Annotated in this window: 21 protein-coding genes; 11 read left to right on the top strand and 10 right to left on the bottom strand. The window is 64.4% G+C overall.

All coding sequences use genetic code 11. The features are described 5' to 3' along the window. The first annotated feature begins 69 nt into the window (after nt 1-69). Nucleotides 70-315 carry a hypothetical protein gene (locus tag IVB29_RS31345; protein WP_247507276.1) on the top strand — a complete coding sequence of 82 codons (246 nt, stop codon included), beginning with the start codon at nt 70-72 and terminating at the stop codon, nt 313-315. A 799-nt stretch (nt 316-1,114) separates the two neighbouring features. Then, nucleotides 1,115-1,573 (top strand): hypothetical protein, encoded by a 459-nt coding sequence (locus tag IVB29_RS31350; protein WP_247507277.1) that lies wholly within the window; start codon nt 1,115-1,117, stop codon nt 1,571-1,573. Nucleotides 1,574-1,680: 107 nt separating this feature from the next. On the opposite strand, the gene IVB29_RS31355 is transcribed toward IVB29_RS31350, so the two are convergent. Next, nucleotides 1,681-3,507 carry an ABC transporter ATP-binding protein/permease gene (locus tag IVB29_RS31355; protein WP_247507278.1) on the bottom strand — a complete coding sequence of 609 codons (1,827 nt, stop codon included), beginning with the start codon at nt 3,505-3,507 and terminating at the stop codon, nt 1,681-1,683. A gap of 201 nt (nt 3,508-3,708) precedes the next feature. On the opposite strand from IVB29_RS31355, the gene rpmE reads away from it, so the two are divergent. Further along, nucleotides 3,709-3,936 carry a 50S ribosomal protein L31 gene (gene rpmE, locus IVB29_RS31360; RefSeq protein WP_014439698.1) on the top strand — a complete coding sequence of 76 codons (228 nt, stop codon included), beginning with the start codon at nt 3,709-3,711 and terminating at the stop codon, nt 3,934-3,936. A 193-nt stretch (nt 3,937-4,129) separates the two neighbouring features. On the opposite strand, the gene IVB29_RS31365 is transcribed toward rpmE, so the two are convergent. Together IVB29_RS31365 and IVB29_RS31370 are read right to left on the bottom strand one after the other, a co-directional pair. After that, nucleotides 4,130-4,639: a DUF1465 family protein gene (locus IVB29_RS31365; RefSeq protein ID WP_247507279.1), complete on the bottom strand. Its 510-nt coding sequence runs from the start codon at nt 4,637-4,639 to the stop codon at nt 4,130-4,132. Between the two features lie 420 nt (nt 4,640-5,059). Beyond that, a complete protein-coding gene (locus IVB29_RS31370) occupies nt 5,060-5,923 on the bottom strand; it encodes an oxidoreductase (protein WP_247507280.1) in 864 nt (287 codons plus the stop codon). A gap of 89 nt (nt 5,924-6,012) precedes the next feature. On the opposite strand from IVB29_RS31370, the gene IVB29_RS31375 reads away from it, so the two are divergent. Beyond that, nucleotides 6,013-6,441, top strand: coding sequence for a helix-turn-helix domain-containing protein (locus IVB29_RS31375; RefSeq protein WP_247507281.1), 429 nt, complete (start codon nt 6,013-6,015; stop codon nt 6,439-6,441). Nucleotides 6,442-6,453: 12 nt separating this feature from the next. Here the strand turns inward: IVB29_RS31375 and IVB29_RS31380 are convergent, their stop codons facing one another. Continuing rightward, nucleotides 6,454-6,645, bottom strand: a complete 192-nt coding sequence (locus IVB29_RS31380) for a DUF1192 domain-containing protein (RefSeq protein ID WP_247507282.1) — start codon at nt 6,643-6,645, stop codon at nt 6,454-6,456. A gap of 116 nt (nt 6,646-6,761) precedes the next feature. On the opposite strand from IVB29_RS31380, the gene IVB29_RS31385 reads away from it, so the two are divergent. Both IVB29_RS31385 and IVB29_RS31390 read left to right on the top strand, forming a co-directional pair. Next, complete coding sequence (locus IVB29_RS31385) at nt 6,762-7,760, top strand: NAD(P)H-quinone oxidoreductase (RefSeq protein WP_247507283.1); 999 nt, start codon at nt 6,762-6,764, stop codon at nt 7,758-7,760. Nucleotides 7,761-7,913: 153 nt separating this feature from the next. Further along, nucleotides 7,914-10,790, top strand: coding sequence for an EAL domain-containing protein (locus IVB29_RS31390; RefSeq protein WP_247507284.1), 2,877 nt, complete (start codon nt 7,914-7,916; stop codon nt 10,788-10,790). A 188-nt stretch (nt 10,791-10,978) separates the two neighbouring features. Here the strand turns inward: IVB29_RS31390 and IVB29_RS31395 are convergent, their stop codons facing one another. Further along, nucleotides 10,979-11,242 carry a hypothetical protein gene (locus IVB29_RS31395; protein WP_247507285.1) on the bottom strand — a complete coding sequence of 88 codons (264 nt, stop codon included), beginning with the start codon at nt 11,240-11,242 and terminating at the stop codon, nt 10,979-10,981. Between the two features lie 143 nt (nt 11,243-11,385). Here IVB29_RS31395 and IVB29_RS31400 point away from each other — a divergent pair, with 143 nt between their 5' ends. Then, nucleotides 11,386-12,882 (top strand): diguanylate cyclase, encoded by a 1,497-nt coding sequence (locus IVB29_RS31400; RefSeq protein WP_247507286.1) that lies wholly within the window; start codon nt 11,386-11,388, stop codon nt 12,880-12,882. Nucleotides 12,883-12,990: 108 nt separating this feature from the next. Here the strand turns inward: IVB29_RS31400 and IVB29_RS31405 are convergent, their stop codons facing one another. Continuing rightward, nucleotides 12,991-13,866 (bottom strand): UTP--glucose-1-phosphate uridylyltransferase, encoded by an 876-nt coding sequence (locus tag IVB29_RS31405; RefSeq protein WP_247507287.1) that lies wholly within the window; start codon nt 13,864-13,866, stop codon nt 12,991-12,993. A 195-nt stretch (nt 13,867-14,061) separates the two neighbouring features. Here IVB29_RS31405 and IVB29_RS31410 point away from each other — a divergent pair, with 195 nt between their 5' ends. After that, nucleotides 14,062-15,459 (top strand): lytic murein transglycosylase, encoded by a 1,398-nt coding sequence (locus tag IVB29_RS31410; protein WP_247507288.1) that lies wholly within the window; start codon nt 14,062-14,064, stop codon nt 15,457-15,459. Between the two features lie 28 nt (nt 15,460-15,487). Here the strand turns inward: IVB29_RS31410 and IVB29_RS31415 are convergent, their stop codons facing one another. Further along, nucleotides 15,488-17,272, bottom strand: coding sequence for a heme peroxidase family protein (locus tag IVB29_RS31415; RefSeq protein WP_247507289.1), 1,785 nt, complete (start codon nt 17,270-17,272; stop codon nt 15,488-15,490). Between the two features lie 295 nt (nt 17,273-17,567). Between IVB29_RS31415 and IVB29_RS31420 the strand changes: the two genes are divergently transcribed. Beyond that, on the top strand, nt 17,568-19,280 hold the full coding sequence (locus IVB29_RS31420) for a DUF459 domain-containing protein (RefSeq protein ID WP_247507290.1): 1,713 nt from the start codon (nt 17,568-17,570) through the stop codon (nt 19,278-19,280). Between the two features lie 174 nt (nt 19,281-19,454). Here IVB29_RS31420 and IVB29_RS31425 read toward each other — a convergent pair whose 3' ends face one another. Next, entirely contained in the window at nt 19,455-19,829 is a 375-nt protein-coding gene (locus IVB29_RS31425; RefSeq protein WP_247507291.1) for a CsbD family protein, read from the bottom strand. Nucleotides 19,830-19,935: 106 nt separating this feature from the next. Next, nucleotides 19,936-20,673: an SDR family oxidoreductase gene (locus IVB29_RS31430; protein ID WP_247507292.1), complete on the bottom strand. Its 738-nt coding sequence runs from the start codon at nt 20,671-20,673 to the stop codon at nt 19,936-19,938. Between the two features lie 97 nt (nt 20,674-20,770). On the opposite strand from IVB29_RS31430, the gene IVB29_RS31435 reads away from it, so the two are divergent. Next, nucleotides 20,771-21,550 carry an SDR family NAD(P)-dependent oxidoreductase gene (locus IVB29_RS31435; RefSeq protein ID WP_247507293.1) on the top strand — a complete coding sequence of 260 codons (780 nt, stop codon included), beginning with the start codon at nt 20,771-20,773 and terminating at the stop codon, nt 21,548-21,550. Between the two features lie 97 nt (nt 21,551-21,647). After that, nucleotides 21,648-22,535: a TauD/TfdA family dioxygenase gene (locus IVB29_RS31440; protein ID WP_247507294.1), complete on the top strand. Its 888-nt coding sequence runs from the start codon at nt 21,648-21,650 to the stop codon at nt 22,533-22,535. 176 nt (nt 22,536-22,711) lie between these two features. On the opposite strand, the gene IVB29_RS31445 is transcribed toward IVB29_RS31440, so the two are convergent. After that, a complete protein-coding gene (locus IVB29_RS31445; RefSeq protein ID WP_247507295.1) occupies nt 22,712-23,356 on the bottom strand; it encodes a YqgE/AlgH family protein in 645 nt (214 codons plus the stop codon). Nucleotides 23,357-23,471 lie beyond the last annotated feature (115 nt).

Below are 23,471 nucleotides of genomic sequence, written 5' to 3' on the forward strand. Positions count from 1 at the left end.
GTCTGTCACGTCGCGAGCCCGCGGGGTTTGCTACTCGTGGCGGCGATGACAAGCAGATGGAGACGATCGATGCGGCTGAGCGACCTCGCCAAGGGTTCTTCGGTTTTGCTCGGCGTCATCGTCGCCGGATATCTGTCGACGGCCTATGTCGACCAGCGCTTTGCCACACAGCTCAGGACGGCGAATGCGCCGGCACCGACGAGCAGCCCTACTCCAGCAAACAGCCCTGCTCCAACAGCCTGCGTCGGTGAGGATGGGAGCTGGAAGAACTGGCCGTGGCCGAACGTGCCGACGCTTTCGCCGAAGTGCAAATGATCTCCGCGAGCGCGGTCGCGGCCGGCGATCCAAGCCAGGGCATTCGCTTAGGGCGAGCGGTGAGCCTGTCGAGACGGCGGCTTTCCCCAGAGTCGCAAAAGCGGGCTCTGAGCCCGGCTTGAAGCGAAGCAATATTGTCTACCTGCCGCCCGAACCGATCGGTTGTTCCGGAGAACCTGGTCCTGAACCCGGTGAACCAATCGGCAAACCATTGCCGGTGTGACCGACCCCGACACCCGGCGCACCCACGGCGCCTGCACCGGCCGCGCTATTTGGCGCGGCGGTGTTCGCTCCTGTCGTCGCCGCCCTTTGCTCTGCGGAGACCGTGGCAGCCGTCGACGATTGCGGGGTCGTCGTGGCGGGAGTTTGCGATGGTTGCGTTGAGCTTGATGTTTGGCCGTTGTTCCCGTTGCCGTTCGAAGCCGCTGGTGCAGTACCCTGGCCGATCGGATTGGAGAAAGGCGCACTGCTGGGGTTGGTAGCGGTGGCGGCATTTCCGCTCGTCCCCGCCGCAGTCCCGCCGCTGGATGTACCTGCCGCTCCGGAGCTCGCACCGCTCCCACCGGATGCGCCGCCTGATGCCGCTCCGCCGCCGGCACCACCACCACCACCGCCACCACCACCACCTTGTGCCAGGACGGGGGGCGCGACGGCGAGGCAGAGTGCGATGGCAAACAGAGATTTGCGGATCATGACCTTCTCCACGATGAAGCAGGTCAATCGCTCAGGAACGGCGATGGTTCCTATCAGCTCGCGCTCGGAGAGGTGAGCAGACAACCCCGAGGTCCGTTAAGGCCGGTTGTCGGATCAGAAAGACACCGATCGTCCCGGCTTGCGCAAAACGAAGGGCGCGCGCAAGCTTGTCCGCATGGAAATCGGCGCGATCATCTTCATCACGTGCTTCTCGACCTGCTTCCTTGCGCAAGGCTACCTGCAATGGAAAGCTTTCAGGCTGTACAAATTGCTTGGCGATCGCAAGAAGCAGATTGATTTGTGGTCGTTTTCTCTCTGGGCTCTGAGCAGTCCTGGCTACGCAAATTGGCGTCTGGCCTCCCGACTAAAGGATTTCGATGATCTGCCGGCCGAACTCCTTGAGCAATTGCCGCTTTTCCGCCGACACATCAAACCGGCCAAACGAATTTTTCTCGTCACCTGGCTGGTGACTTTCGTCATGATTGGTTCAGTCATTTTCAGGTCGCCTCATCACGCGCTAGCGAACTCTCCCTCGCGAATGGGACAGACCGCTGGAGTCCGCTAAGGCCCTTATCGGACGTCAGCCGGAGCGGTATCGACGAACGCGCACACCACGCGAGCTCTCACAATTATAAAGGTCGCCCGGCTACCTCGGATGATGAAGGCGACGCCTCACGCCCCCTCGAACTGCAATCTCGCCAGCCTCGCGTAAAGCCCGTTCACCGCGACCAGCTCCGCATGCGTGCCCTGCTCGACGATTCTGCCCTGGTCCATCACCAGGATGCGGTCGCAGGAGAGCACGGTTGCGAGGCGGTGCGCGATCACCAGCGTGGTGCGGTGGCGCATCAGCTCTTCGAGCGCCGTCTGCACCAGCGTCTCGCTTTCGGCGTCGAGCGCGGAGGTGGCTTCATCGAGCAACAGCAGCGGCGCATCGCGCAGGATGGCGCGGGCGATGGCGATGCGCTGGCGCTGGCCGCCGGACAGCGTCACGCCGCGCTCGCCGAGCGGGGTCTCGAAGCCTTCCGGCAGGCGGCGGATGAATTCTGTGGCGTGCGCGAGCTCGGCGGCACGCTCGACCTCGGCATCGGTCGCATCGGGACGGCCGAAACGGATGTTGTCGCGGGCGCTCGCGGCGAAAACGTTGGATTCCTGCGGCACCAGCGCGATGCGGGAGCGGACGTCACGCGGGTCGGCGGATCTCACCGGCACGCCATCGAGCGAGATGGCGCCGCCCCTGGGATCGTAGAAGCGCAACAGCAGATGAAAGATCGTGCTCTTGCCGGCGCCGGAGGGACCGACGATCGCGACCTTCTCGCCGGGGCGTATCGTGAATGACACGGCGTCGAGCACGCTGACGTCGCGCCGTGCCGGATAAGCGAAGCTGACGTGGTCGAAACCGACTTCGCCGCGCGCCGGCACCGGCAGCGCGCGCGGCGACGCCGGCGCCTTGATCTCGGGCTGCACATGCAAAATCTCGAACAGGCGCTCGGCAGCGCCTGATGCCGCCGAGACCTCGCCCCAGACTTCGCTGAGCTGGCCGAGGCCTGCGGCCGCGAAGGCCGCATAGAGCACGAACTGGCCGAGCCGGCCCGGCGAGATCGTGCCGATCAGCACGTCATGCGAGCCGATCCAGAGGATCGCGACCACGCTTGCGAACACGATGAAGATGATGATGGCGGTGAGCACGGCGCGCGCCTGGGTGGACGTGCGCGCGGCTTCATAGGCCTGCTCGACCTCGCCGCCGAAGCGCTTCCCGGCGAGACCTTCGCTGGTGTAGGCCTGCACGGTGCGGATCGCGCCGATCAGTTCGCCCGCATAGGCAGAAGCATCGGCCAGCGTGTCCTGCGCATTGCGCGACAGACGCCGCACCCAGCGCCCGAAGGCGACCAGCGGCAGCACGATCAGGGGAATGGCGAGCAGCACGAAACCTGATAGCCGCGGGCTGGTGATCACCATCATCGCGGCCGCGCCGAAGAACATCATCAGATTGCGCAGCGCGATCGAGACGGAGGCGCCGACGGCGGATTTGATCTGGGTGGTGTCGGCGGTGAGCCGCGACACCAATTCGCCGCTGCGCGCGGAATCGAAGAAGGCCGGCGACAGCGAGAGCAGATGGGCGAACACGTCGCGCCTGAGATCCGCGACGATGCGCTCGCCGATCGTCATCACGAGGTAGTACCGCGAGGCGCTTGCGAGTGCGAGCACCGCGACCACCGCGATCATCACCGAGAAGTAGCTGTTGATCAGCGCGATGCCTTCCGGCGTCAGGCCGAAATCGATCATCCTGCGCACCGCGACCGGCACCAGCAGCGTGGTCAGCGCCGCGACCGTCAGCGAGACGAAAGCGAGCGCCGCGCGGCCGCGATAGCGGGCCACATAGGGCGCCAGCGCCAGCAGCGGCCGCAGCCTGGCGCGGCTCTTGGCGGGCTGCTCGATCAATTCGACTTCGATCGACGGGGCTTCTGCGGGCCCGGTTTCAAGCCGTTCTACTGCGCTCATGAGATCCGACCGTAAGAGAGGAGTCCGCTCCAAATAGGCCGGGGGAGCGGGAGTGGCAAATCCGGGATGTTCCTTAGGGGACGGCCCGGTTCTCCTTTGCCCACAATGGCTTGTTTTAGGCCCTTCCGTGGGTTATAGAGCGCCGAAATCCGTCATCGATCATCACTCAAGCGAGCGGCGCCGATCGCCCTAGGAATTGCCATGAAAGCCGAAATTCATCCGGATTATCATACGATTAAGGTCGTGATGACCGACGGGACCGAGTACCTGACCCGCTCCACCTGGGGCAAGGAAGGCGACACGCTGAACCTCGACATCGACCCGAAGTCGCACCCGGCCTGGACCGGCGGCAACGCCCAGATGCTGGATCGCGGCGGCCGCGTCTCGCGCTTCCAGAAGAAGTTTTCGGGCTTTCTCAAAAAGGATTGATCCGGCCCTCAAGGCTGGAGACGAAAAACGCCCCCGGGAAACCGGGGGCGTTTTTGTTTGTGGGGGCTCTCGACCAAGGTCCGAGGTTTCGTCGGGTGGGCAAAGCGAAGCGTGCCCCCCTTTTTGTCATGATCTCGAAGGACAGATGGTGGGCACGGCGCTACGCGCCTTTGCCCACCTACGGCACCCGTGCTTACCGCTCGAACGCGGCCTTCAGCGCGTTGAGGTGCGGCACCAGCGGGTTGCCGATCGCGGGCATATCGGCCGGCGGGGTGTGGATCGTGGTGTCGAGGCGGCGGACGCGGGTCTGCAGGCTCATCGAGCGGTGAATCAAATCCTGCAGCTGCGAGGGCAGCTTGTCGATGGTGTCGGACGCGCCGGGATCGGCCGCCGAGAGCTTGACCTTGGTCTTTTCGCGGTTGGCCTGGCCCAGCGTCATCTCGCCTTCCTTCACCGCGCGGTGCAGCAGCAGCCACGAGGCAAGCTGCATCAGGCGGGTGGTGAGGCGCATGCTTTCGGTCGCATAGGTGAGGCTGACGGCGCGATCGAGCGCCTTCGCCTCGGTGCGGCCGGCTCCGTCGAGATAGGCCGCGGTCTCTTCGACCAGGTCCATGCCCTCGCGGAACAGGACGCCGAACGCCGCAGAATTGGTGAACCGCTCGCTGAGTTGAACGAGAGCACCTTCGGCTTGCAAACGTTCCATGGTTAACGCCCCTTACGCAACTGTTTACCCACCCGGCTTTGGCACCGGCTTATGATGAACAAATCATTGCGCGGGCCGGACCCGGAGTCCAGCGACAAGCGCGGATATGGTTTCCGCGGGTCTTTCCTCGGAATTCAACCGCAGCGGACGCTTGTTTTGACGTGTTTGCTTGACGCGAACCGGTACCCACTTCGCTCGAAAACGCCTTGAACGCCAAAGCAAAAAAAGAGCCGCCGGAAAACCGGCGGCTTTGAAAGTTGATAACAGGGAGGCGTCAAACAGAGTGGACAGGAGCCACTCGGTGTCCAAACGAGGACAGTTCCAGTCATAAAGCGAAAAGCTTAATGTGGAGTAAACGAGCGATTATTTTGAGGGTTCGTTAGCCATGTCGGCCAAAGGCCGAGTGAACTTGCGGAACACTCAAGTGGCTTGATGCGCAACCGAGGTCGACGACGCCGGCGGTGTCAGCTCGAGCGGAAGCTTGTTGTATTTGCGGAGACCCTTGTCGACGAAGGATTCCGGCAGGAAGCGGCGCATGAGGCTGACCTGCCTCGCCACCTTCCCCGCGGTATAGCGCCTCCTGGGCGTTGCCGCATTGGCCGCCTTCACGACCATGTCGGCGACCACCTCCGGTGCATCTCCCGTCTCGACGATCTCGCGCATCACCTTCTCGGCATCGGCGCGAGCGGCATCATACACTGCAAGCGGACGATCGGCCCGCGTCAGGTTTTCTTCGAACGACGTGCGGGTGCCGCCGGGCTCCACCAGCACGATGCGGATGCCTTGCGTTCGCACTTCGTGGTCGAGCGATTCCGAATATCCTTCGAGCGCATGCTTGGTCGATGCATAGAGCGCGCTGTAGGGAGCGGGGATCAGCCCGAGGACGGAGCTGAGATTGACGATCCGGCCCTCGCGCTGCCGTCTCATCACGGGCAGGACCGCATTGGTCAGACGCACCACGCCGAACACATTCACGTCGAACAAGGCCTTCGCCTGTGCCGCGGAGGATTCCTCCGCGCCGCCGAGAAGCCCGATCCCGGCATTGTTGACAAGAAGGTCGATCCGTCCTGCGCGGCTCACGACGTCGTCGACCAGCGCCTGTACGGAGGAATCATCCGTGACGTCGCAGACCAGCATTGTCACCCCATCCGAGGTGTTGGCAGCCTGTTTCCGGCTGGTTCCGAAGACCCGGTAGCCATCGCGCCGCAGCGCGCGTGCCGTCGCGAGCCCGATGCCGGAGGAAGCGCCGGTGACCAGCGCAACGCCGCGTTTTGCCTTACTCATCTGTCTCCGCTTTCATTTTGTCGTGGAATATCGATGCAGGCCGTGTTACTATCAATTCAGTAGTAAGTCACTATCAAAAAGATATGGACATGAATCTGTCGGATCAACCGTGCGTGATCGCCCGATGCCTCGCGCTGGTAGGGGACGCATGGAGCATCCTGATCTTGCGAGACGCGCATGCGGGGCTGACCCGGTTCGACGAATTCAGGAAAAGCCTGGGTATCGCGCCGACGATCCTGACCCGCCGGCTTGCGACCTTGACGGACGAGAGGTTGCTGGAAAAACGCCGCTACTCGGAGCGGCCACCGCGCGATGAGTACGTTCTGACGGCCGCCGGCGAGGACTTCCTGCCGGTGCTGTTCGCGTTCGGTGCGTGGGGACGGAAGTATCGCGGCGGCGGGGACGTCACCCGGTTCTTCGACGCCGAGGCCGGAACCGAGATCGATCCCGTCACCATCGACCGCGCGACCGGCGCCACGATCGGAACGCGCCCCATTCGGATCGTCGCACCCGAGTAGAACGACGGTTTGTTACTTCTTGAAAAAACCATCCGCCGCATCGCGCGAGGCACGCTTCTGTGTTGCGGCTTGCTCCAGCCTTGCGATCTCGGTCTTCAACAGCGCGACGCGCTCGGTCAGTTCCTCCACGGACAAGAGTGAGAGATCCTGTCCGATCTCGTGGCTGATCTTCTTGCGCGGGCGGTCGTCGTCTTCCGTCGCCATCGTCGTTCCTCCTGCGTTCGCGGACCGGACCACACGGCTGAAGCGGTTGCCAGCGCGGACCGCGCTGGCTAAGCAAGGCCCACGTTCCATCCCGCACCTTTGCTCAAGGACACATCATGGACAAGCTCCCCGCGCAAATGACCGTGGTCGCCATCTCCAAGCCCGGCGGACCGGAAGTGCTGGTGCCGGAACAGCGGGCGCTGCCGCAGCCCGGCCCCGACGAGATCCTGGTCAAGGTGCAGGCCGCGGGCGTCAACCGGCCCGACGTGGCGCAGCGCTCCGGCGCCTATCCGCCGCCGCCCGGCGCCAGCGACCTGCCTGGTCTGGAGATCGCAGGCGAAGTGGTCGCCGTCGGCAGCAACGCCAAGCGGCACAAGGTGGGCGACAAGGTGATGTCGCTCGTCGCCGGTGGCGGCTATGCGCAGTACTGCATCGCGCAGGACGGCCAGGCCATGAGCGTGCCGCCGTCGCTGTCGATGACGGAAGCCGGCGCGCTGCCGGAAACCCTGATGACGGTCTGGCACAATGTGTTCGAGCGCGGCGGGCTGAAGGCCGGCGAGACGCTGCTGATCCATGGCGGCTCCTCCGGCATCGGCACCATGGCGATCCAGCTGGCGAAAGCGTTCGGCGCAAAAGTGTTCGTCACCGTCGGATCGCAGGACAAGATCGATGCCTGCCTCAAGCTCGGAGCGGATCGCGCCATCAACTACAAGACCGAAGACTTCGTCGCCGTGGTGAAGGAAGAGACCGACAACGCCGGCGTCAATCTGATCCTCGACATGGTCGCCGGCGAGTATGTCGACCGCAACTATGACGCCGCCGCGGTCGACGGCCGTATCGTGCAGATCGCGACCCTCAACGGCCCCAAGATCAGCGTCAACATCGCCAAGGTGATGGTGAAGCGGTTGACCCATACCGGCTCGACCTTGCGGCCCCGTAGTAATGCGGACAAGGCGGCGATGGTGGCCGCAATCGAGGCGAAAGTGATGCCGCTTTTGCGCGAAGGCCGGGTCAAACCGCTGATGGACAGCTCTTTCCCGCTGGAAAAGGCAGCCGACGCGCACCGGCGCATGGAGACCTCGGCACATATTGGCAAAATTGTGTTGGAGGTCTAGGCCGCTGGCCCACCCGGCAAGGCGGAAACCCTTTGATTTTCCTTGCTTTCGTGGCATCTATCGCGACGCGCCGAACGACTTCTGTCCGGCCTGAAATCGTCTTTACGTGCCATCCTTGCACACAAAGTTTGCGTCGAACGCGGAGAACTGACCTTGCGTCTGATCAGGTGCCTCGCGCCCATTGCGCTGGGCCTCATGATTCTTGTCGCCGCGCATCCCGCGCGCGCGCTCGATGCTGTCAGCGTCCGCGGTGACGCGCCCGCGATCGACCTCACCGGTGTGCTCGAGCATCAGCGCAGCGATGCCGACCGTATCCAGGTCTCCACCGCGCCCGGCACCGACGGCATCGTCCGCCGCATCGAGGTGCGCGCCCGCGAAGGCGGCCAGAACTGGATCGTGTTCGCGCTCGCCAACAACACCGACGACCAGCTCGACCGCCTGATCGTCGCTCCGCATTACCGCATCGTCTCCTCGGGGCTGCTGTGGCCCGACCTCGGGCTGTCGCGCATCGCGACCATCACGCCCTCGACGGGCGACCGGCCGGAGCGGCAGGAAAGCCCGACCGCCGACGTGTTCCGCATCACGCTCGACCCCGGCGCCGTCATCACCTTCGTCGCGGAGCTGCGCACCGACAAGCTGCCGCAGCTCTATCTGTGGGAACCGGAAGCCTACAAGGACAAGGTCAACTCGTTCACGCTCTACCAGGGCATCGTGATCGGCATCTCCGGCCTGCTTGCACTGGTGCTGACCATCCTGTTCGTCGTCAAGGGCAGCATCATGTTCCCGGCCGCCGCGGCGCTGGCCTGGGCGGTGCTGGTCTATATCGGCGTCGATTTCGGCTTCTGGGGCAAGGTTCTCGACATGTCGAACAACGCCGAGCGCATCTGGCGCGCGGCGGGTGAAGCGATATTGGCGGCCACGCTGCTGGTGTTCCTGTTCGCCTATCTCAACCTCAGTCGATGGCATGTGCGCTATTCGCACATCACGGTCGGCTGGCTGGCGTTCCTGGGGTCTCTCGTCGCGCTTGCTTTGTTCGATCCGGCCGTCGCCTCCGGCATCGCGCGCATCTCGCTGGTGCTGATCGCCTTCGCCGGTTTTGCGCTGATCGTCTATCTCTCCACCCACGGTTTTGACCGCGCGGTGCTGCTGATCCCGACCTGGTTCCTGCTCGTGGTCTGGGTGGTCGCGGCCGGCATGACGGTGGCCGGCTCCGTCACCAACGACATCGTCGGCCCTGCCCTGCTCGGCGGCCTGGTGCTGATTGTCATGCTGATCGGCTTCACGGTGATGCAGCACGCCTTTGCGGGCGGCGGCGCCACCACCGGCGTCGTCTCCGACATCGAACGGCGCGCGCTGGCGCTGGCCGGTTCCGGCGACCTGATCTGGGACTGGGACGTCTCCGCCGACAAGGTTTTTACCAGCCCCGAGACCGAAGCCCTGCTCGGCCTCAAGCGCGGCACGCTGGAGGGCCCGGCGGCGTCCTGGCTCGAAGTGCTGCACCCGCTCGACCAGGACCGTTTCCGCGCCGCGCTCGACAGCGTGCTCGACCAGCGCCGCGGCCGGCTGGTGCAGGATTTCCGCCTGCGCACGCCGGACGGCCATTTCATGTGGTTCGCGCTGAAGGCGCGCCCGGTGGTCGGTTCGGACGGCGAGGTCTCGCGCGTGGTCGGTACGCTCACCGACGTCACCGAGCTGCGCAACGCCGAGGAGCGCCTGCTGCACGATTCCGTGCATGACAACCTCACCGGCCTGCCCAACCGCAAACTGTTCATGGACCGGCTGGGTGCGGTGGCGCATTTCGCCAAGACCATGCCGACGCTGCGACCGACGCTGATGGTGATCGACCTCGACCGCTTCAAGCAGGTCAACGATTCCGTCGGCATCGCGGTCGGCGATTCCATCCTGCTGACGCTGGCCCGCCGCCTCACCCGCATCCTGAAGCCGCAGGACACGCTGGCGCGGCTCGCCGGCGACCAGTTCGGCCTGATCCTGCTGTCGGAGCAGGACCCGGCCCGCATCACCGCCTTCGCCGAGACCATCCGCAAGACCATCCGCGCGCCGATCGCCTTCAACGAGCGCGAGATTTTCCTGACCGCCTCGATCGGCCTCGCGCTGTCCGATCCGCAAGTTCAGCTCACCGACGAGATCATCAAGGACGCCGAGCTCGCGATGTATCATTCCAAGCGCATCGGCGGCGACCGCATCGACGTCTACAAGGCCGCGATGCGGGCGCGTAAAACCGACCGGCTGACGCTGGAGAGCGAGCTGCGCCGCGCCATCGAGCGGCAGGAGCTCACGATCCTCTACCAGCCCATCGTGCGGCTGGAGGACCGTTCGGTCGCCGGTTTCGAGGCGCTGGTGCGCTGGGATCATCCGAAGCTCGGGCGGATGGCGCCGTCGGAATTCATCGCCATCGCGGAAGAGACCGGTCTGATCATCGACCTCGGCATGTTCGTGCTCGACCAGACCGCCAAGCAACTCTCGATCTGGCAGCGCGCGATGCGCTCGCGCGAGCCGATCTTCGCGTCCGTCAACGTCTCCTCGCGGCAATTGCTGCGCCACGATTTGATCCACGACATCCGCACCGTGCTGTCGCGCTCGTCGGTAGCGCGCGGCACGCTCAAGCTCGAATTGACGGAATCAATGGTGATGGAGAACCCGGAGCACGCAGCGCAGATGCTGACGCGCATCCGCGAGCTCGGCACTGGTTTGTCGCTCGACGATTTCGGCACCGGCCATTCGTCGCTCGCCTATCTTCAGCGCTTCCCGTTCGACACCATCAAGATCGACCAGTCGTTCGTACGCACCACCAATCGCGGCACGCGGCCGGTGATCCTGAAGTCGATCATCGCGCTCGCGCACGATCTCGGCATGGACGTCGTGGCCGAAGGCGCCGAGACCGATTCCGATGCGGTCGAGCTCTACCAGATGGGCTGCGAATACGCGCAAGGCTTTGCCTTTGGCGAGCCGATGGACGCGGATGCCGCGATGCGCCTGCTGACGGAAGTGCGGCTGGAAGCGGCGAGCTGATCTGCACTTCTTCCCTTCTCCCCTTGTGGGAGAAGGTGGCGCGAAGCGCCGGATGAGGGGTTCTATCCGCGCGCTCAAACTTGAAGATGAATTCGCGGAGAGAACCCCTCACCCGTCTCGCCGCTCCGCGGCGAGCCACCCTCTCCCACAAGGGGAGAGGGGAAGAACGAGCTAGTCGCTCTTTGCCGCTAGCGCCGCCGATCACTCTTCAGCTTCGTGAACCGCACGGTCTGGCCGTCGGGCATCCGCATCGCCTTGAACCCCGCGGCGAGGCAGGCCTCGCGCTGCGGCATCTGGATATCCGGGCTGCGCGAGGTGTCCCACCATGAGGCACGATTGGCCGCGCGCGGCAGGGCCGCGTCGATGATCTCCTCGATCTGCTCGAAGCTCAGCACGAATTCGGCCTGCTTCTGCCGCATCAGATAGTCGCGAAGCGCGTCGTAGTCGTTCACGATCGTCCTCTCGTCCCGCTCACATCAGGCTTGCCGAAAACCGACAGCCGCATGAACCATTCCTTAACTGATTGCGGCAGCGTCGTCCTGCCTTAAACACTACTCAAGATTTCGGGCGCATCCATCGGGGTCGGGAGCAAGCGATGCTGTCTGGATGGCGCGACGTCACGGCCCGCCGGCCGTGGCGGATTTCGGCGAAACTGCTGATCATCTCGTCCGTGGTGACGGTGATCGGCTTTTCCGCCATTTGCGTCAACGTCATGCTGGACATGCGCCGGGGCGAGGAGGCGCTGGCCCGCCAGACGCTGGAAAACCTGGCCACGACCATCGAATCCGACATCAGCCGCAACATCGAGATCTACGATCTATCGCTGAAGGCGGTCGCCAGCAACATGCTGCTGCCCGAGCTCGCCACGGTCTCGAAGCCGGTGCGTCACCTGATCCTGTTTGATCATGCGACCACGGCGCGGCATTTCGGCGCGATCCAGGTGTTCGATGCCGACGGCAAGCTGACCATCGATGCCTCCACGCTCGATCCCCCGCAGGCGAACCGCAGCGAGGAAGATTACTTCAAAATTCACCGCGACAACCCCGGCGCCGGGCTCTTCATCAGCCGCCCCATGCTGTTCCGCGGCGCCTATTCGATCGTGCTGAGCCGGCGCATCAGCGACACCGACGGCGGCTTCCTCGGCGTCGTCGCCGGCTCGATCCGCTTCAGCTATTTCCACGAATTGTTCGAGCGGCTGAACCTCGACCCCGATGACACCATCACCGTGCTCAAGCGCGACCGCACCATCATGATGCGGCGGCCGTTCGACCTCGACGTGATCGGCAAGAATCTCGGAACGCAGCAGAGCTGGAAACCCGACAATCTCAAAGCCGGCGGCTCTTATGCGGGCCAGGGCCCGGTGGACGCGACGCCGCGCCTCTACGTCCGCAGCACCGGCCCCGGTCCGATGTTCGTGGTGGCAGGCAAGCCGCTGAACGCCGTGTTCGAGCTCTGGCAGAAGGAAGCCTACCGCATCGGCGCCGTGGTCCTGGCGCTCATCCTGTTCATGCTGGCCTCGACGCTGGTGCTCGCCCGCGAGATCGGCCGACGCGCCGAGGCCGAGCGCAAGCTCGAGGAGATGGCCACGACGGATGCGCTCACCGGCTTGAAGAACCGCCGCAAGTTCGACCAGGTCATCGACGCCGAATGGCGCCGCGCCATGCGCCAGAAGACGCTGGTTGCGCTGCTGATGATCGATGCCGATCACTTCAAGGCCTACAACGACACGTTCGGCCACCAGGCCGGCGACCAGGTGCTGGTCGGCATCGCCATCTGCATTTCCGACTCGGTGAGCCGCGCCGGCGACTGCGCCGCGCGCTATGGCGGCGAAGAATTCGCCGTGCTGCTGCCGGGCGCCTCGGCCGCCGACGCGTTCAAGGTCGCCGAGACGATCCGCGGCAAGGTCCAGGGCTGGTCCGACGACCAGACGAGCTCGACCGTCTCCTGCGGCATTGCGAGCTTCGTTCCCGCTGTTGGCATGGACTGGGCGATCCTGGTCGCCGCCGCCGACAAGGCGCTGTACGCGGCGAAGGCCGGCGGGCGTAATCAGTCGGTGGTGGCGAGCCTGCCGAAGCTGTCGCTGGTGGCGTGAGGCTCTCTCTCCCGTCATTGCGAGGAGCGTAGCGACGAAGCAATCCAGACTCTTTCCGCGGAGGCAGTCTGGATTGCTTCGCTTCGCTCGCAATGACGAGTGTAGCCGCTACTCTCCCAGATACTTCTTCATCTCCGCGATCAGCCCATCGCGCAGCTCCGGCCGCTTCAGGCCGTAGGCGATGTTGGCGCGGAGGAAGCCGGGCTTGGAGCCGCAATCGTGGCGCTCGCCCTCGAACTCGACGCCGTAGAATTTTTGCGATTTGGCCAGCCCGATCATGGCGTCGGTGAGCTGGATTTCGCCGCCGGCGCCGCGCTCCTGGGTCTCCAGGATCTTGAATATCTCGGGCTGCAGGATGTAGCGGCCGGTGATCGAGAGGTTGGAGGGCGCGGTGCCTTTGGCCGGCTTCTCGATCATGCCGTCGACTTCGAACATCTTGCCGGTGCGTTTTCCCACGCCGCAGATGCCGTATTGATGGGTGAGATGGTCGGGCACCGCCTCGACCGCGATGACGTTTGATTTTTCGCCGAGCATCGACGCCGTCTCGATCATCTGCTTCAGGCAACCGGTCGGGTTGAGCACAAGCTCATCGGGCAGCACCACCGCGAACGGCTCGTTGCCGACGATGTCGCGCGCGCACCAGACCGCATGACCGAGGCCGAGCGGCGCCTGCTGGCGGGTGAAGCTGACGGCGCCGGCTTCGGGCTGGTTCTGTGCCAAAATCTCCTGCTCGGCCTTCTTGCCGCGCGCGGCCAGCGTCGCGTCGAGCTCGAACATCTTGTCGAAGTGATCTTCGATGACGTTTTTGTTGCGGCCGGTGACGAAGATGAAGTGCTCGATGCCGGCTTCGCGCGCCTCGTCATAGACGTACTGGATCAGCGGCTTGTCGACGATGGTCAGCATTTCCTTCGGCATCGCCTTGGTGGCCGGCAGGACGCGGGTGCCGAGGCCGGCGACGGGGAATACGGCTTTGCGAATTTTCATGGGATTGATCGAATACCTGAGGAAGGGAGCAATGGTATCTTGCTAGCTTGTTTGCAGCCGCTAACAAAGGCGGATGTGGGGCCTCGCGATCACAGAGTTAAGAAAAAATCAGCCACTAAAATTTCACCTTTGTTAAGCTATTGGCAACCGGTACAGGGCCTCCTGATGGCGGATTTTTGGCCGGACAGGTGAGGTATGATGCAATCCGTGGCAGCGCTGGCAAGACGTGCGGGATCCGTGACCAGCGGAGCGATGATTGCGGCCGCCCTGCTGCTGCCTGTCAGCGCGCAGGCACAGGCGCAGAACGGCCTGTCGAACCTGTTCGGCGGTATTTTCTCCGGCCCCAATGCTGCGCCTTCTCAGCCAGCGCCCGGCCCCGGCGGCGCCCTGACCGGACCTCAACCTTGGAGCGGCGAGGACGGCGCCTCCGGCCATCCGCTGATGACGGCGGCCGCGATCCGCGAGGCCGCCTCCAATTTCAGCAATTGCGTCGCGGGGATGTGGCCCGATGCCGCACGCCGCAACATCACCCAGGAGAACTTTCAGCGCTTCACGGCCGGGCTATCGCCCGATCTGCGCATCATGGACCTGATGGACTCGCAGCCGGAGTTCACCAAATCGATCTGGGACTATCTCGACATCCTCGTGAACGACAACCGCCTGGCCAAGGGCAAGGAAGTCCTCGCCAAATACAAGGCGCAGTTCGACGCGACCGAGAAGGCCTATGGCGTCGACCGCTACATCATCGCGGCGATCTGGGGCATCGAGTCCAACTACTCGACGCAGATGGGCGACCGCAGCGTGCTGCAATCGACGGCGACGCTCGCCTGCGTCGGCCGCCGCCAGGCCTATTTCAAGGACGAGTTCCTCTCCGCGCTGGAGATCCTCAACCGCGGCGACCTGCGCCCTGAGCAGATGCGCGGCTCCTGGGCCGGCGCCTTCGGCCCGACCCAGTTCATGCCGACCGCGTTCAAGCGCTTTGCCGTGGACGGCGATGGCGATGGCCGGCGCGACGTCGTCGACAATCCCAGCGACCTGATCGCGTCCACCGCCAACAATCTGAAGAAGGACGGCTGGCAGAGCGGCGCGACGTGGGGCTTTGAGGTCGTGGTGCCGCAAGGCTTCAACTACATGCTGGCCGACCGCGCCAAGGCGATGACGATCGCGCAATGGGAGAAGCTCGGGCTCAAGCGCCCGACCAACCAGCCCTTCCCGCATCCGGCGGAAAAAGCCTATCTGCTGGCGCCGGCGGGCGCGCAAGGCCCCGGCTTCCTGATGCTCCAGAATTTCCGGGTCATCATGAAATACAATCCGGCCGAAGCCTATGCGATGGCGATCGGCCATTTCGCCGACCGTCTGCGTGGCGGCCAGCCGTTCGTGCAGCCCTGGCCGCGGCAGGAGCGGGAGCTGTCCCGCACCGAGCGGCTGGAACTCCAGCAGCTGCTGGCCCAGCGCGGCTTCTACAAGGGCACCCCGGACGGCCAGTTTGGCGGCCAGACCCGGGAAGCCCTGCGCAATTTCCAGGCCTCGATCGGAGTGCCGGCGGACGGATTTGCCTCCTCCGACGCGCTGGACCGGCTGCGCGGGCGGTAAAAAAACGCCGCGCAGCCGCTTCAATCGTTCAGGAGTCGACGTAGTTCACGACATCGGAGAGTTCGAACCTCGTCTTGGGGTCCGACATGTCCTTCACCGTGGGCCGCCAGTCCGGGAACTGGATCAGGTAGGATTGACTGTCGGCGAGGACGAGACCGATCAGGACCTCGGCGACGATGCGCCCGCCGACCGCGCCCAGCCTGGCGCCGCCGAGCAGCTGCGACCGCTCCTTCTTATTGTCGTCTTCAAACTTGGTCTCGACCGGCTCGGTCAGCTCGGCCTCGCGCAGGATGTAGTACCAGAGCGGCGCGTTCTCATGCAGCTGCGCGGCATAGGTGGTGAACACGTCCTGGCGCGCCTTCATCGCGTCCGCGTCCGTCAGGTTTCCGGCGTCGAGCCAGAGTTGCTGATCGGTCAGCGGGGTGATGCCCATGCGCCGCGCCACCGCCTGTCCGCTCGGCAAGCCCAGCGCGATGCCGCGCTGAAGATTCAGGCCCGGCAGCGACCTGCGATCCGGTCTCTTCTCGTTGCGCAGGTCCGGCAGATCCGAGAGCGGGTCGACCAGCATGGTGTCGATCCGATAGGCCGGCTGCGGCCGGACGAACTTGTCGAACGGCAGCTCCTGTGTCGGCGCCGGCAGCTCGCTCTTCACGTCGGGCAGGAAGAAGCTCCAGTCGATGCCCCAGTCCTCCGGCAATGGACGGAAACCGTTCAGGCTCTGCACATCGTCGCAGCTGAATTTCGGCTTGAAGATCGACAGACGATCCAGCGAATTCGTCTTCTGATGCGGGATCTCCGCGCTCAGCGAATAACTCGGCCGGACCATGGAATGGCCGAACCGATAGGCCGCGACCGAAAATTCGACCGGCATGAACGGATAGCGCGCAACCTCCGGCTTGTAGAAGTGGAGCTTCGGCTTGCCGCCATTGTAGACCGCATGGAACGTATGGTCGCCGACGATGCGCCGCACGAAGTCATGCAAGACGACCCATTGATAGTGCCAGCGGACACTGCGCTGGGCCGTGTTGAAGGCGGCCAGGCCGGTGATTCCCGGCCGCTCGTTTCCCGCGGCGTCCGAAGGGCGGGCGAGATCGAGCATGATCTTGTTATGAAATCTCTGCCATAGCTGGTGAATCTGCACGACGATGTTGTTCTCGTCGTTGCGCTTGTCGCCGATCATCGCGCGCGGGCAATCCTGATCCGCGTCGGCGACCTCGCCGCTCTCATCCAGCGGCGCACGCTGGACGTCGAAAAGGTTCTTCTTGCCCTTCAGATAGGCCGGCGTCCTGTCGACCCCGAGCTTGAGCGTGAGGTTCGGATTGTAGAGGTAAGGTTGATCCGCAGGCCCACGACCGTAGACGCTGTCGAGGTCGAGTCGTGCCGTGCGAAAATCCTCGGTCGCGCCGGGATCGTTGTCACGGTCGAGATCGGAGGCGGGATCGAAGGTGATGTCGTGATCGATGAACTGGCCGAAATAGGTGTAGCCGGCCTTGGTCTTCGGCTGCTCGTCGACCGGCTCGGCCTCGTCGATTGGCGCACCGAGATCCCCGGTCTTGATCATGGTCGCGGCGATAGCGTTCATGACCTCCTGTTCCTGGGGCAGCGTATCGCCGAAGCGGGCACGGGCGAGTTCGGGGAACATGCGGCCGAACCGGCCAAAGCCTTCCGGCTGGTAAGCCACGGCGTCGAGGCCGCGCTCGGATCGTCCATGGCCTTGCGGCCTTTTGGTTTTGGCCTGCTCGGCCTGCTTGCCGAGCAATGTCTCGGCTTGTGCATCCGACTGGGCAATGTTCTGCTTGGTAATGTCTTGCATGAATTCGGCTCCCCAAATTGGAACTGCCGATAAATATCCAGGCGGCGCCATTTCAGCGTGAAAGATCCGTTAATTTCTTACTTAAGTTGTGGAATGGACCGCAATTTGAATGAGTTACGACGTCACGGCCCCTTGATCCGGTCCTCCGGTAACTGTTCCCATCTGTTTCGGACCAGCCGCCCTTGACCTCGGGATCCATCGGGCGATTTATGACAATCAAATCTGCCCGTTTGGCGCCTGATTCCGTTATTATATCGAGCCTGTCCCGATCCTCATTGCGCGTGTCCGAGATCGCATGTCGAAGCCAAAGTCGTTCTTCAAGGCGCTGACCGAGACCGGCCCGTTGATCGCGCTGGGGACGGCGCTTGCGATTCTGGTTTTGATCGCGGGACCGGCGTCGGCGCAGTTCTTCAACTTCCCCGGCTTCGGCGGCCCGCCGCAGCGGCAGGCTCCGCCGCCGCGTAACGGCGGAGGTGGCGGCGGCTGGTTCGGCGGGGATTTCTTCGCACCGTTCCAGCAGCAACAGCAGCAGGCACCGCGCCAGGACTTTTCGCGCGCACCGGCACCAGGCAAGCGCGACGCGATTGCTGACAAGAACGTGCTGGTGATCGGCGACGCCATGGCCGACTGGCTCGCCTATGGCCTGGAGGACGCTTACAGCGAGCAGCCCGACATGGGCGTGATCCGCAAGCACAAGACCACGTCCGGCCTGATCAAGTACCAGCCGAAGGGCGAGCCCTCGGACTGGGCAGCGGCAGCCAAGGGTATTCTCGAGACCGAAAAGCCTGATGTCATCGTCGTCATGCTCGGCCTCAACGACCGCATCGCGATCCGCGAACCGGTCGCTGACAAATCCGACAAGGCCACGGACAAGGACAAGAAGAACGACAAGGGCGCGCGCGCCAAGCCGCAAGGAAAGCCGGGAGACGCCAAGCCCGGCGACGCCAAGCCCAACGGCGCCGACACTGCCGCCAAGCCGGACGACAAGCCTGCCGATGCCGACCTGCCGCAGGATGACGCCGACAACGCCGACACTCCGGCGGCCGCGCCCGAAAAGACCGCGCGCAATCCGAACGGCCTCTACGAATTCCGCGACGAGCGCTGGGTCGAGCTCTACGGCAAGAAGATCGAGGAGCTGGCCAACGTCCTCAAGGCCAAGGGCGTGCCGGTGCTCTGGGTCGGCCTGCCCGCGATCCGCGGCCCCAAGGGCACCGCGGACATGCTGTTCCTAGATTCGCTCTATCGCGAAGGCGCGGCCAAGGCCGGCATCACCTATGTCGACGTCTGGGACGGCTTTGTCGACGAAGCCGGCCGTTTCCTCCAGAAGGGTCCGGACTTCGAAGGACAGATCCGTCAGCTGCGCAGCGGTGACGGCGTCTATTTCACCAAGCCCGGCGCACGCAAGCTCGCGCATTATGTCGAGCGCGAGATCACGCGACTGCTGGCCGGACGCTCCGGCCCGATCGCGCTGCCGAGCGAACCGGCGACGCCCGACACCAGTGCCGAGCCCGGCAAGCCCGCGCCGCGGCCGCTGGCCGGCCCGATCGTGCCGCTGGTCGCGGCCTCGATCTCGACCGATCAATTGCTGGGTGGGCCGGGCTCGCGTCCCGCCGCCGTCGATGCGCTCGCCGCCAAGACGATGGTGAAGGGCGAACCGCTGGCCGCGCCCGCGGGCCGTGCCGACGATTATGCCTGGCCGCGCCGCGAAGTCGGCCGAGAGCAGGCCAAGGGCGATACGCCGATGGCCGCGACGAATCCTGACGGCAGCGCTGCTTTGGGTACGCCGGGTGCCGCCGCTGCGATCGCGCCGCCAAAGCTCGCGCCGAAGAAGCCGCCGGTGGTGCAGCAGCCGGCACAGGCCCAGCCGTCAATGCGCGATTTCTTTGGCTTCGGCGCTCCGCAGCCGCCGCCGCGTCAATTGGCGCCGGCGCCGCGCAACCCGAATCCCAATCCCGCGATCCCGCGTCCGCCGGGGAACGTCGGGCGGTCGGCGGAAGTGTTCCGCTAATTTTTCTAAGCTGAGGTCTCGTGTCGCGGACGCGCTGCAGCGCAGAGCCGGGACCCAGCACGTCCGACAGTCTCAAAAAAAGGGCCCCGGCTCAGCAATGCAGCGTTTCCGGACGATGCTACGCATCGCCTAGGCTGCATTGCGTCCGGGGCACGAGAGATCGAGCTACAACGACTAGCCGTAATAACGCCAGCGCGGCGGCGGACGACGGGCGGGACGTGACATCAGCAGCGCCAGTGCGAAGCCGATGCCGCCGGCGACCAGCAGCGCGCCGAGCGGATTGTCCTGCACCTTCTGCGCGATCGCCTGCGAGCCGTCGCGCAAGGTTTCGGTCGGCTTTTCGTAGGCGTCCTTGGCGTAGCTTGCCGCGGTGTCCGTAGCGTCGCGCACGGCATCCTTAGCCTGGCCGTAGAGATTTTGCACGGTGCCAGCAGCCTCCCGCGCCTTGCCCGACGCCTGCGTCTGCGCATCGCCCGCGAGATCACCGACGGCGCCTTCCGCGCGTCCGGCGTATTCCTTGGCAGATCCGACAATCCGATCCTTGTCCATGATGGTCCTCCTCAGGGGTCAGCCCAAGTAACCGATCAGGCGCGGCGCAGTTCCCCAACTACACTGGCCGAGCATGATCTTTTCGGAGAAGCACACGGATCATGCGCTACAGGATAAGCCCGCCATCGACGACCAGCGTCTGGCCGATGATGTAGGACGACAGCGGCGAGGCCAGAAACAGTGCCGCGCCCGCCATGTCCGCCGGCGTGCCCAATCGCCGCAGCGGAATGCGCGACAGCGCGCCTTCGAGCCGCTTGGGATTGTCGGTCGTCACCTTCGTCATCTTGGTGTCGACGAGGCCCGGCGCGATGCCGTTGACGCGGATGCCGTCCTCGGCCCAGGCCTCACCGAGCGTGCGCGTCAATCCGACCGCGCCGGTCTTCGAGGCGTTGTAGGCGGGATTGCCCATGGTGGAATGATAGGCCGCGGTCGAGGACACCATGATCAGCGCGCCTTTTGAATCCCGCAACATCGAATGGAAGTGCGTCGCACACGCCATCAGGCTCATCAGATTGACCTCGACGACCCTGCGGAAGCCGGCCATCTCGAATTCGCCGCGGCGATAGAGCACCGCACCTTGCGCGAGCACCAGGATATCGAGCCGGTCGAAGGACGGCTTGAACGCTTCGATCGCACCGGGGTTGCTGACGTCGAGCTGCGCGTAAGCAAGCCCGTTGAGATCGGAGCCCTCCTCCGCAAGATATTCCTTCGCGTGAGCACGCGTGCCGCAAACCGCAACGGCTGCGCCCCTCGCGCGGAAGGCTTGCGCAATGCCGTTGCCGATACCGCTGGAACCGCCGACGACCAGCACCTGCTTGCCTGAGAAATCCAGCTCGTTCGCCATCGCGGCCTCCTCTTTTGTTTTGCTTGTTTGACCTGTCTGCGGATCGATGCCAGCCTTGTCAATCATAACAACAAACAAGACGTCGCGAGGAAACAGCATGTCCGAGTTCAAAGAGCTCAGCAGGTCGGTGAAGGGCCTGACCGTTCTCGTCACGGGCGCGGCCAGCGGCATGGGGCGCGCGACCGCGCGCGTGTTCGCCGCCGAGGGCGCGAACGTCGCCGTCACCGATTACGAGGCGCAAGGCGCGCATGCGGTTGCCAAGGCGATTGCGGCAAACGGCGGATCAGCGGAGGCCTGGAAGCTCGACGTCGCCGACGGCGGCGAGATCATGCGCGTGGTCAGCGATGTCGCGGCGCATTTCGGCGGGCTCGACATCGTCGTCAACAATGCCGGCATTTCCGTGCGCGTCGCAATCGACGACGAGGCTTACGAAGACGCCTGGGCTAAGGGTATCGCCGTGATGCTGACGGCACATCCGCGCATCATCCGCGCGGCACTGCCGCACCTGCGCAAATCGAAGAGCCCGCGTATCGTCAACATCGCCTCGACCGAGGCGCTCGGCGCCACCGCATTGCACAGCCCCTATTCGGCGGCGAAGGGCGGCGTCGCAAGCTTGACCCGCTCACTTGCGGTCGAGCTCGGCCGCGAGGGCATCACCGTCAACTGCATCTGCCCGGGGCCGATCCGGACCGCGATCACCGATCGGATTTCGGAGGAGCACAAGACCATCTACGCCAAGCGCCGCACGGCACTCGGCCGTTACGGCGATCCCGAGGAGGTCGCACATATGACGCTGAGCCTGTGCCTGCCGGCGGCGTCTTTCCTCACCGGCGCTGTGATCCCCGTCGATGGTGGGTTGATGGCGCGGAATGCGTGAGAGGCATGCGCGGCCAGCGTTGACAACGCCCGTTACGGGAGTAGCTTTTTCGAGAGCAGAGCGGGACCAACCGCTCGCGGTTCGCGGGAGAGACGCCATGACGATCGCCATCCGGCAGCTTCAGACGCATTTTGTCGGCGAGGTTTCCGGCCTCGACCTGCGAAAACCGCTCACCGAGGCCGAAGCACGCGAGGTCGAGGCCGCCATGGACAAATACGCGGTGCTCGTCTTCCACGACCAGGACATCAACGACGAACAGCAGATGGCGTTTGCGCTGAACTTCGGTCAGCGCGAGGATGCGCGCGGCGGCACTGTGACACAGGCGAAAGACTACCGGCTCCAGTCGGGTCTCAACGACGTCTCCAATCTCGGCAAGGACGGCAAGCCGCTGGCAAAGGACAGCCGCACGCATCTGTTCAACCTCGGCAATTGCCTGTGGCATTCCGACAGCTCGTTCCGCCCCATCCCGGCAAAATTCTCGCTGCTGTCGGCGCGCGTGGTGAACCCGACGGGCGGCAACACCGAATTCGCCGACATGCGCGCGGCCTATGACGCGCTCGACGACGAAACCAAGGCGGAGATCGACGATCTCGTCTGCGAGCACTCGCTGATGTATTCGCGGGGATCGCTCGGCTTCACCGAATATACCGACGACGAGAAGGCGATGTTCAAGCCGGTGCTGCAACGGCTGGTGCGGACCCACCCGGTGCATCGCCGCAAGTCGCTCTATCTGTCATCGCATGCCGGCAAGATCGTCAGCATGAGCGTGCCTGAAGGACGGCTGCTGCTGCGCGATCTCAACGAGCACGCGACCCAGGCCGAGTTCGTCTACGTCCACAAATGGAAGCTGCATGATCTCGTGATGTGGGACAACCGCCAGACCATGCACCGCGTCCGCCGCTACGACCAGTCGCAACCGCGCGACATGCGCAGGGCAACGGTGGCGGGGACGGAGCCGACGGTGCAGCAGCAGGCGGCGGAGTAGGTCGCGCCAATCTCCGCTGTTCGTCCCGGACAAGCGAAGCCAAGCGCAGATCCGGGACCCATAACCACGAGGAGATGTAGTTACGGGGACTCGGAGTTACCAGCTAGCGCAGCGACTCCTCCCTGCGGTTATGGGTCCCGCGTTCGCGGGGACGACACTGGAGTGTGTCGCACCAGCTAGGCGTGCCCCGCCTCGTTCGAGAGCATGCCGGGATCGATGCCGATCTTGCGCAGCGCCCGGCCGTATTTCTCGTCGACGTCGTCACCAAAAATCAGATCGGCATCCGCGTCGCAATGCAGCCAGCCGTTGCTCTGGATCTCGGTTTCGAGCTGGCCCGGTGCCCACCCGGCATAGCCGAGCGCGAGGATGGCGTGCTTGGGACCGGAGCCGTTGGCGATCGCGCGCAGGATGTCGACGGTCGCAGTGAGGCAGACGCCGCCGTCGATCCGCAGCGTCGCGTTCTCGATGTAGAAATCGCTGGAATGCAGCACGAAGCCGCGACTGGTATCGACCGGGCCGCCGCGCAACACCTTCATGCTTTCGGCATTCTGCGGCAGCTTGATGTGCTCGCCCTTCTTGGTGATGCCGAGCTGCTGCAACAGCTCGGGGAAGTCGATGCTGCCAGCCGGATGGTTGACGATGATGCCCATGGCGCCTTCGGCCGAGTGGGCGCAGAGATAGATCACCGAACGCTCGAATCGCGGATCGCCCATCACGGGCATCGCGATCAGAAGCTGGCCGTCGAGATAACCGGCCGAGTTGGCGAGCGCAGGGCTCGCGCTCCGCGTGCTTTCGCCCGTCCTCTTGCCTGTGGGAGCCATCGGTGAAGCACTCCGGTTTCAGTTCCTATCCTGATGTCGGGCCGGGCCGCTGTCAAATCAAGGCTTTTGGGTCAAGACTTGCAGAGACTTGATTCGAGTGCATCCATCACAAGCA

Source organism: Bradyrhizobium sp. 1 (assembly GCF_023073315.1).
Classification (GTDB): domain Bacteria; phylum Pseudomonadota; class Alphaproteobacteria; order Rhizobiales; family Xanthobacteraceae; genus Bradyrhizobium.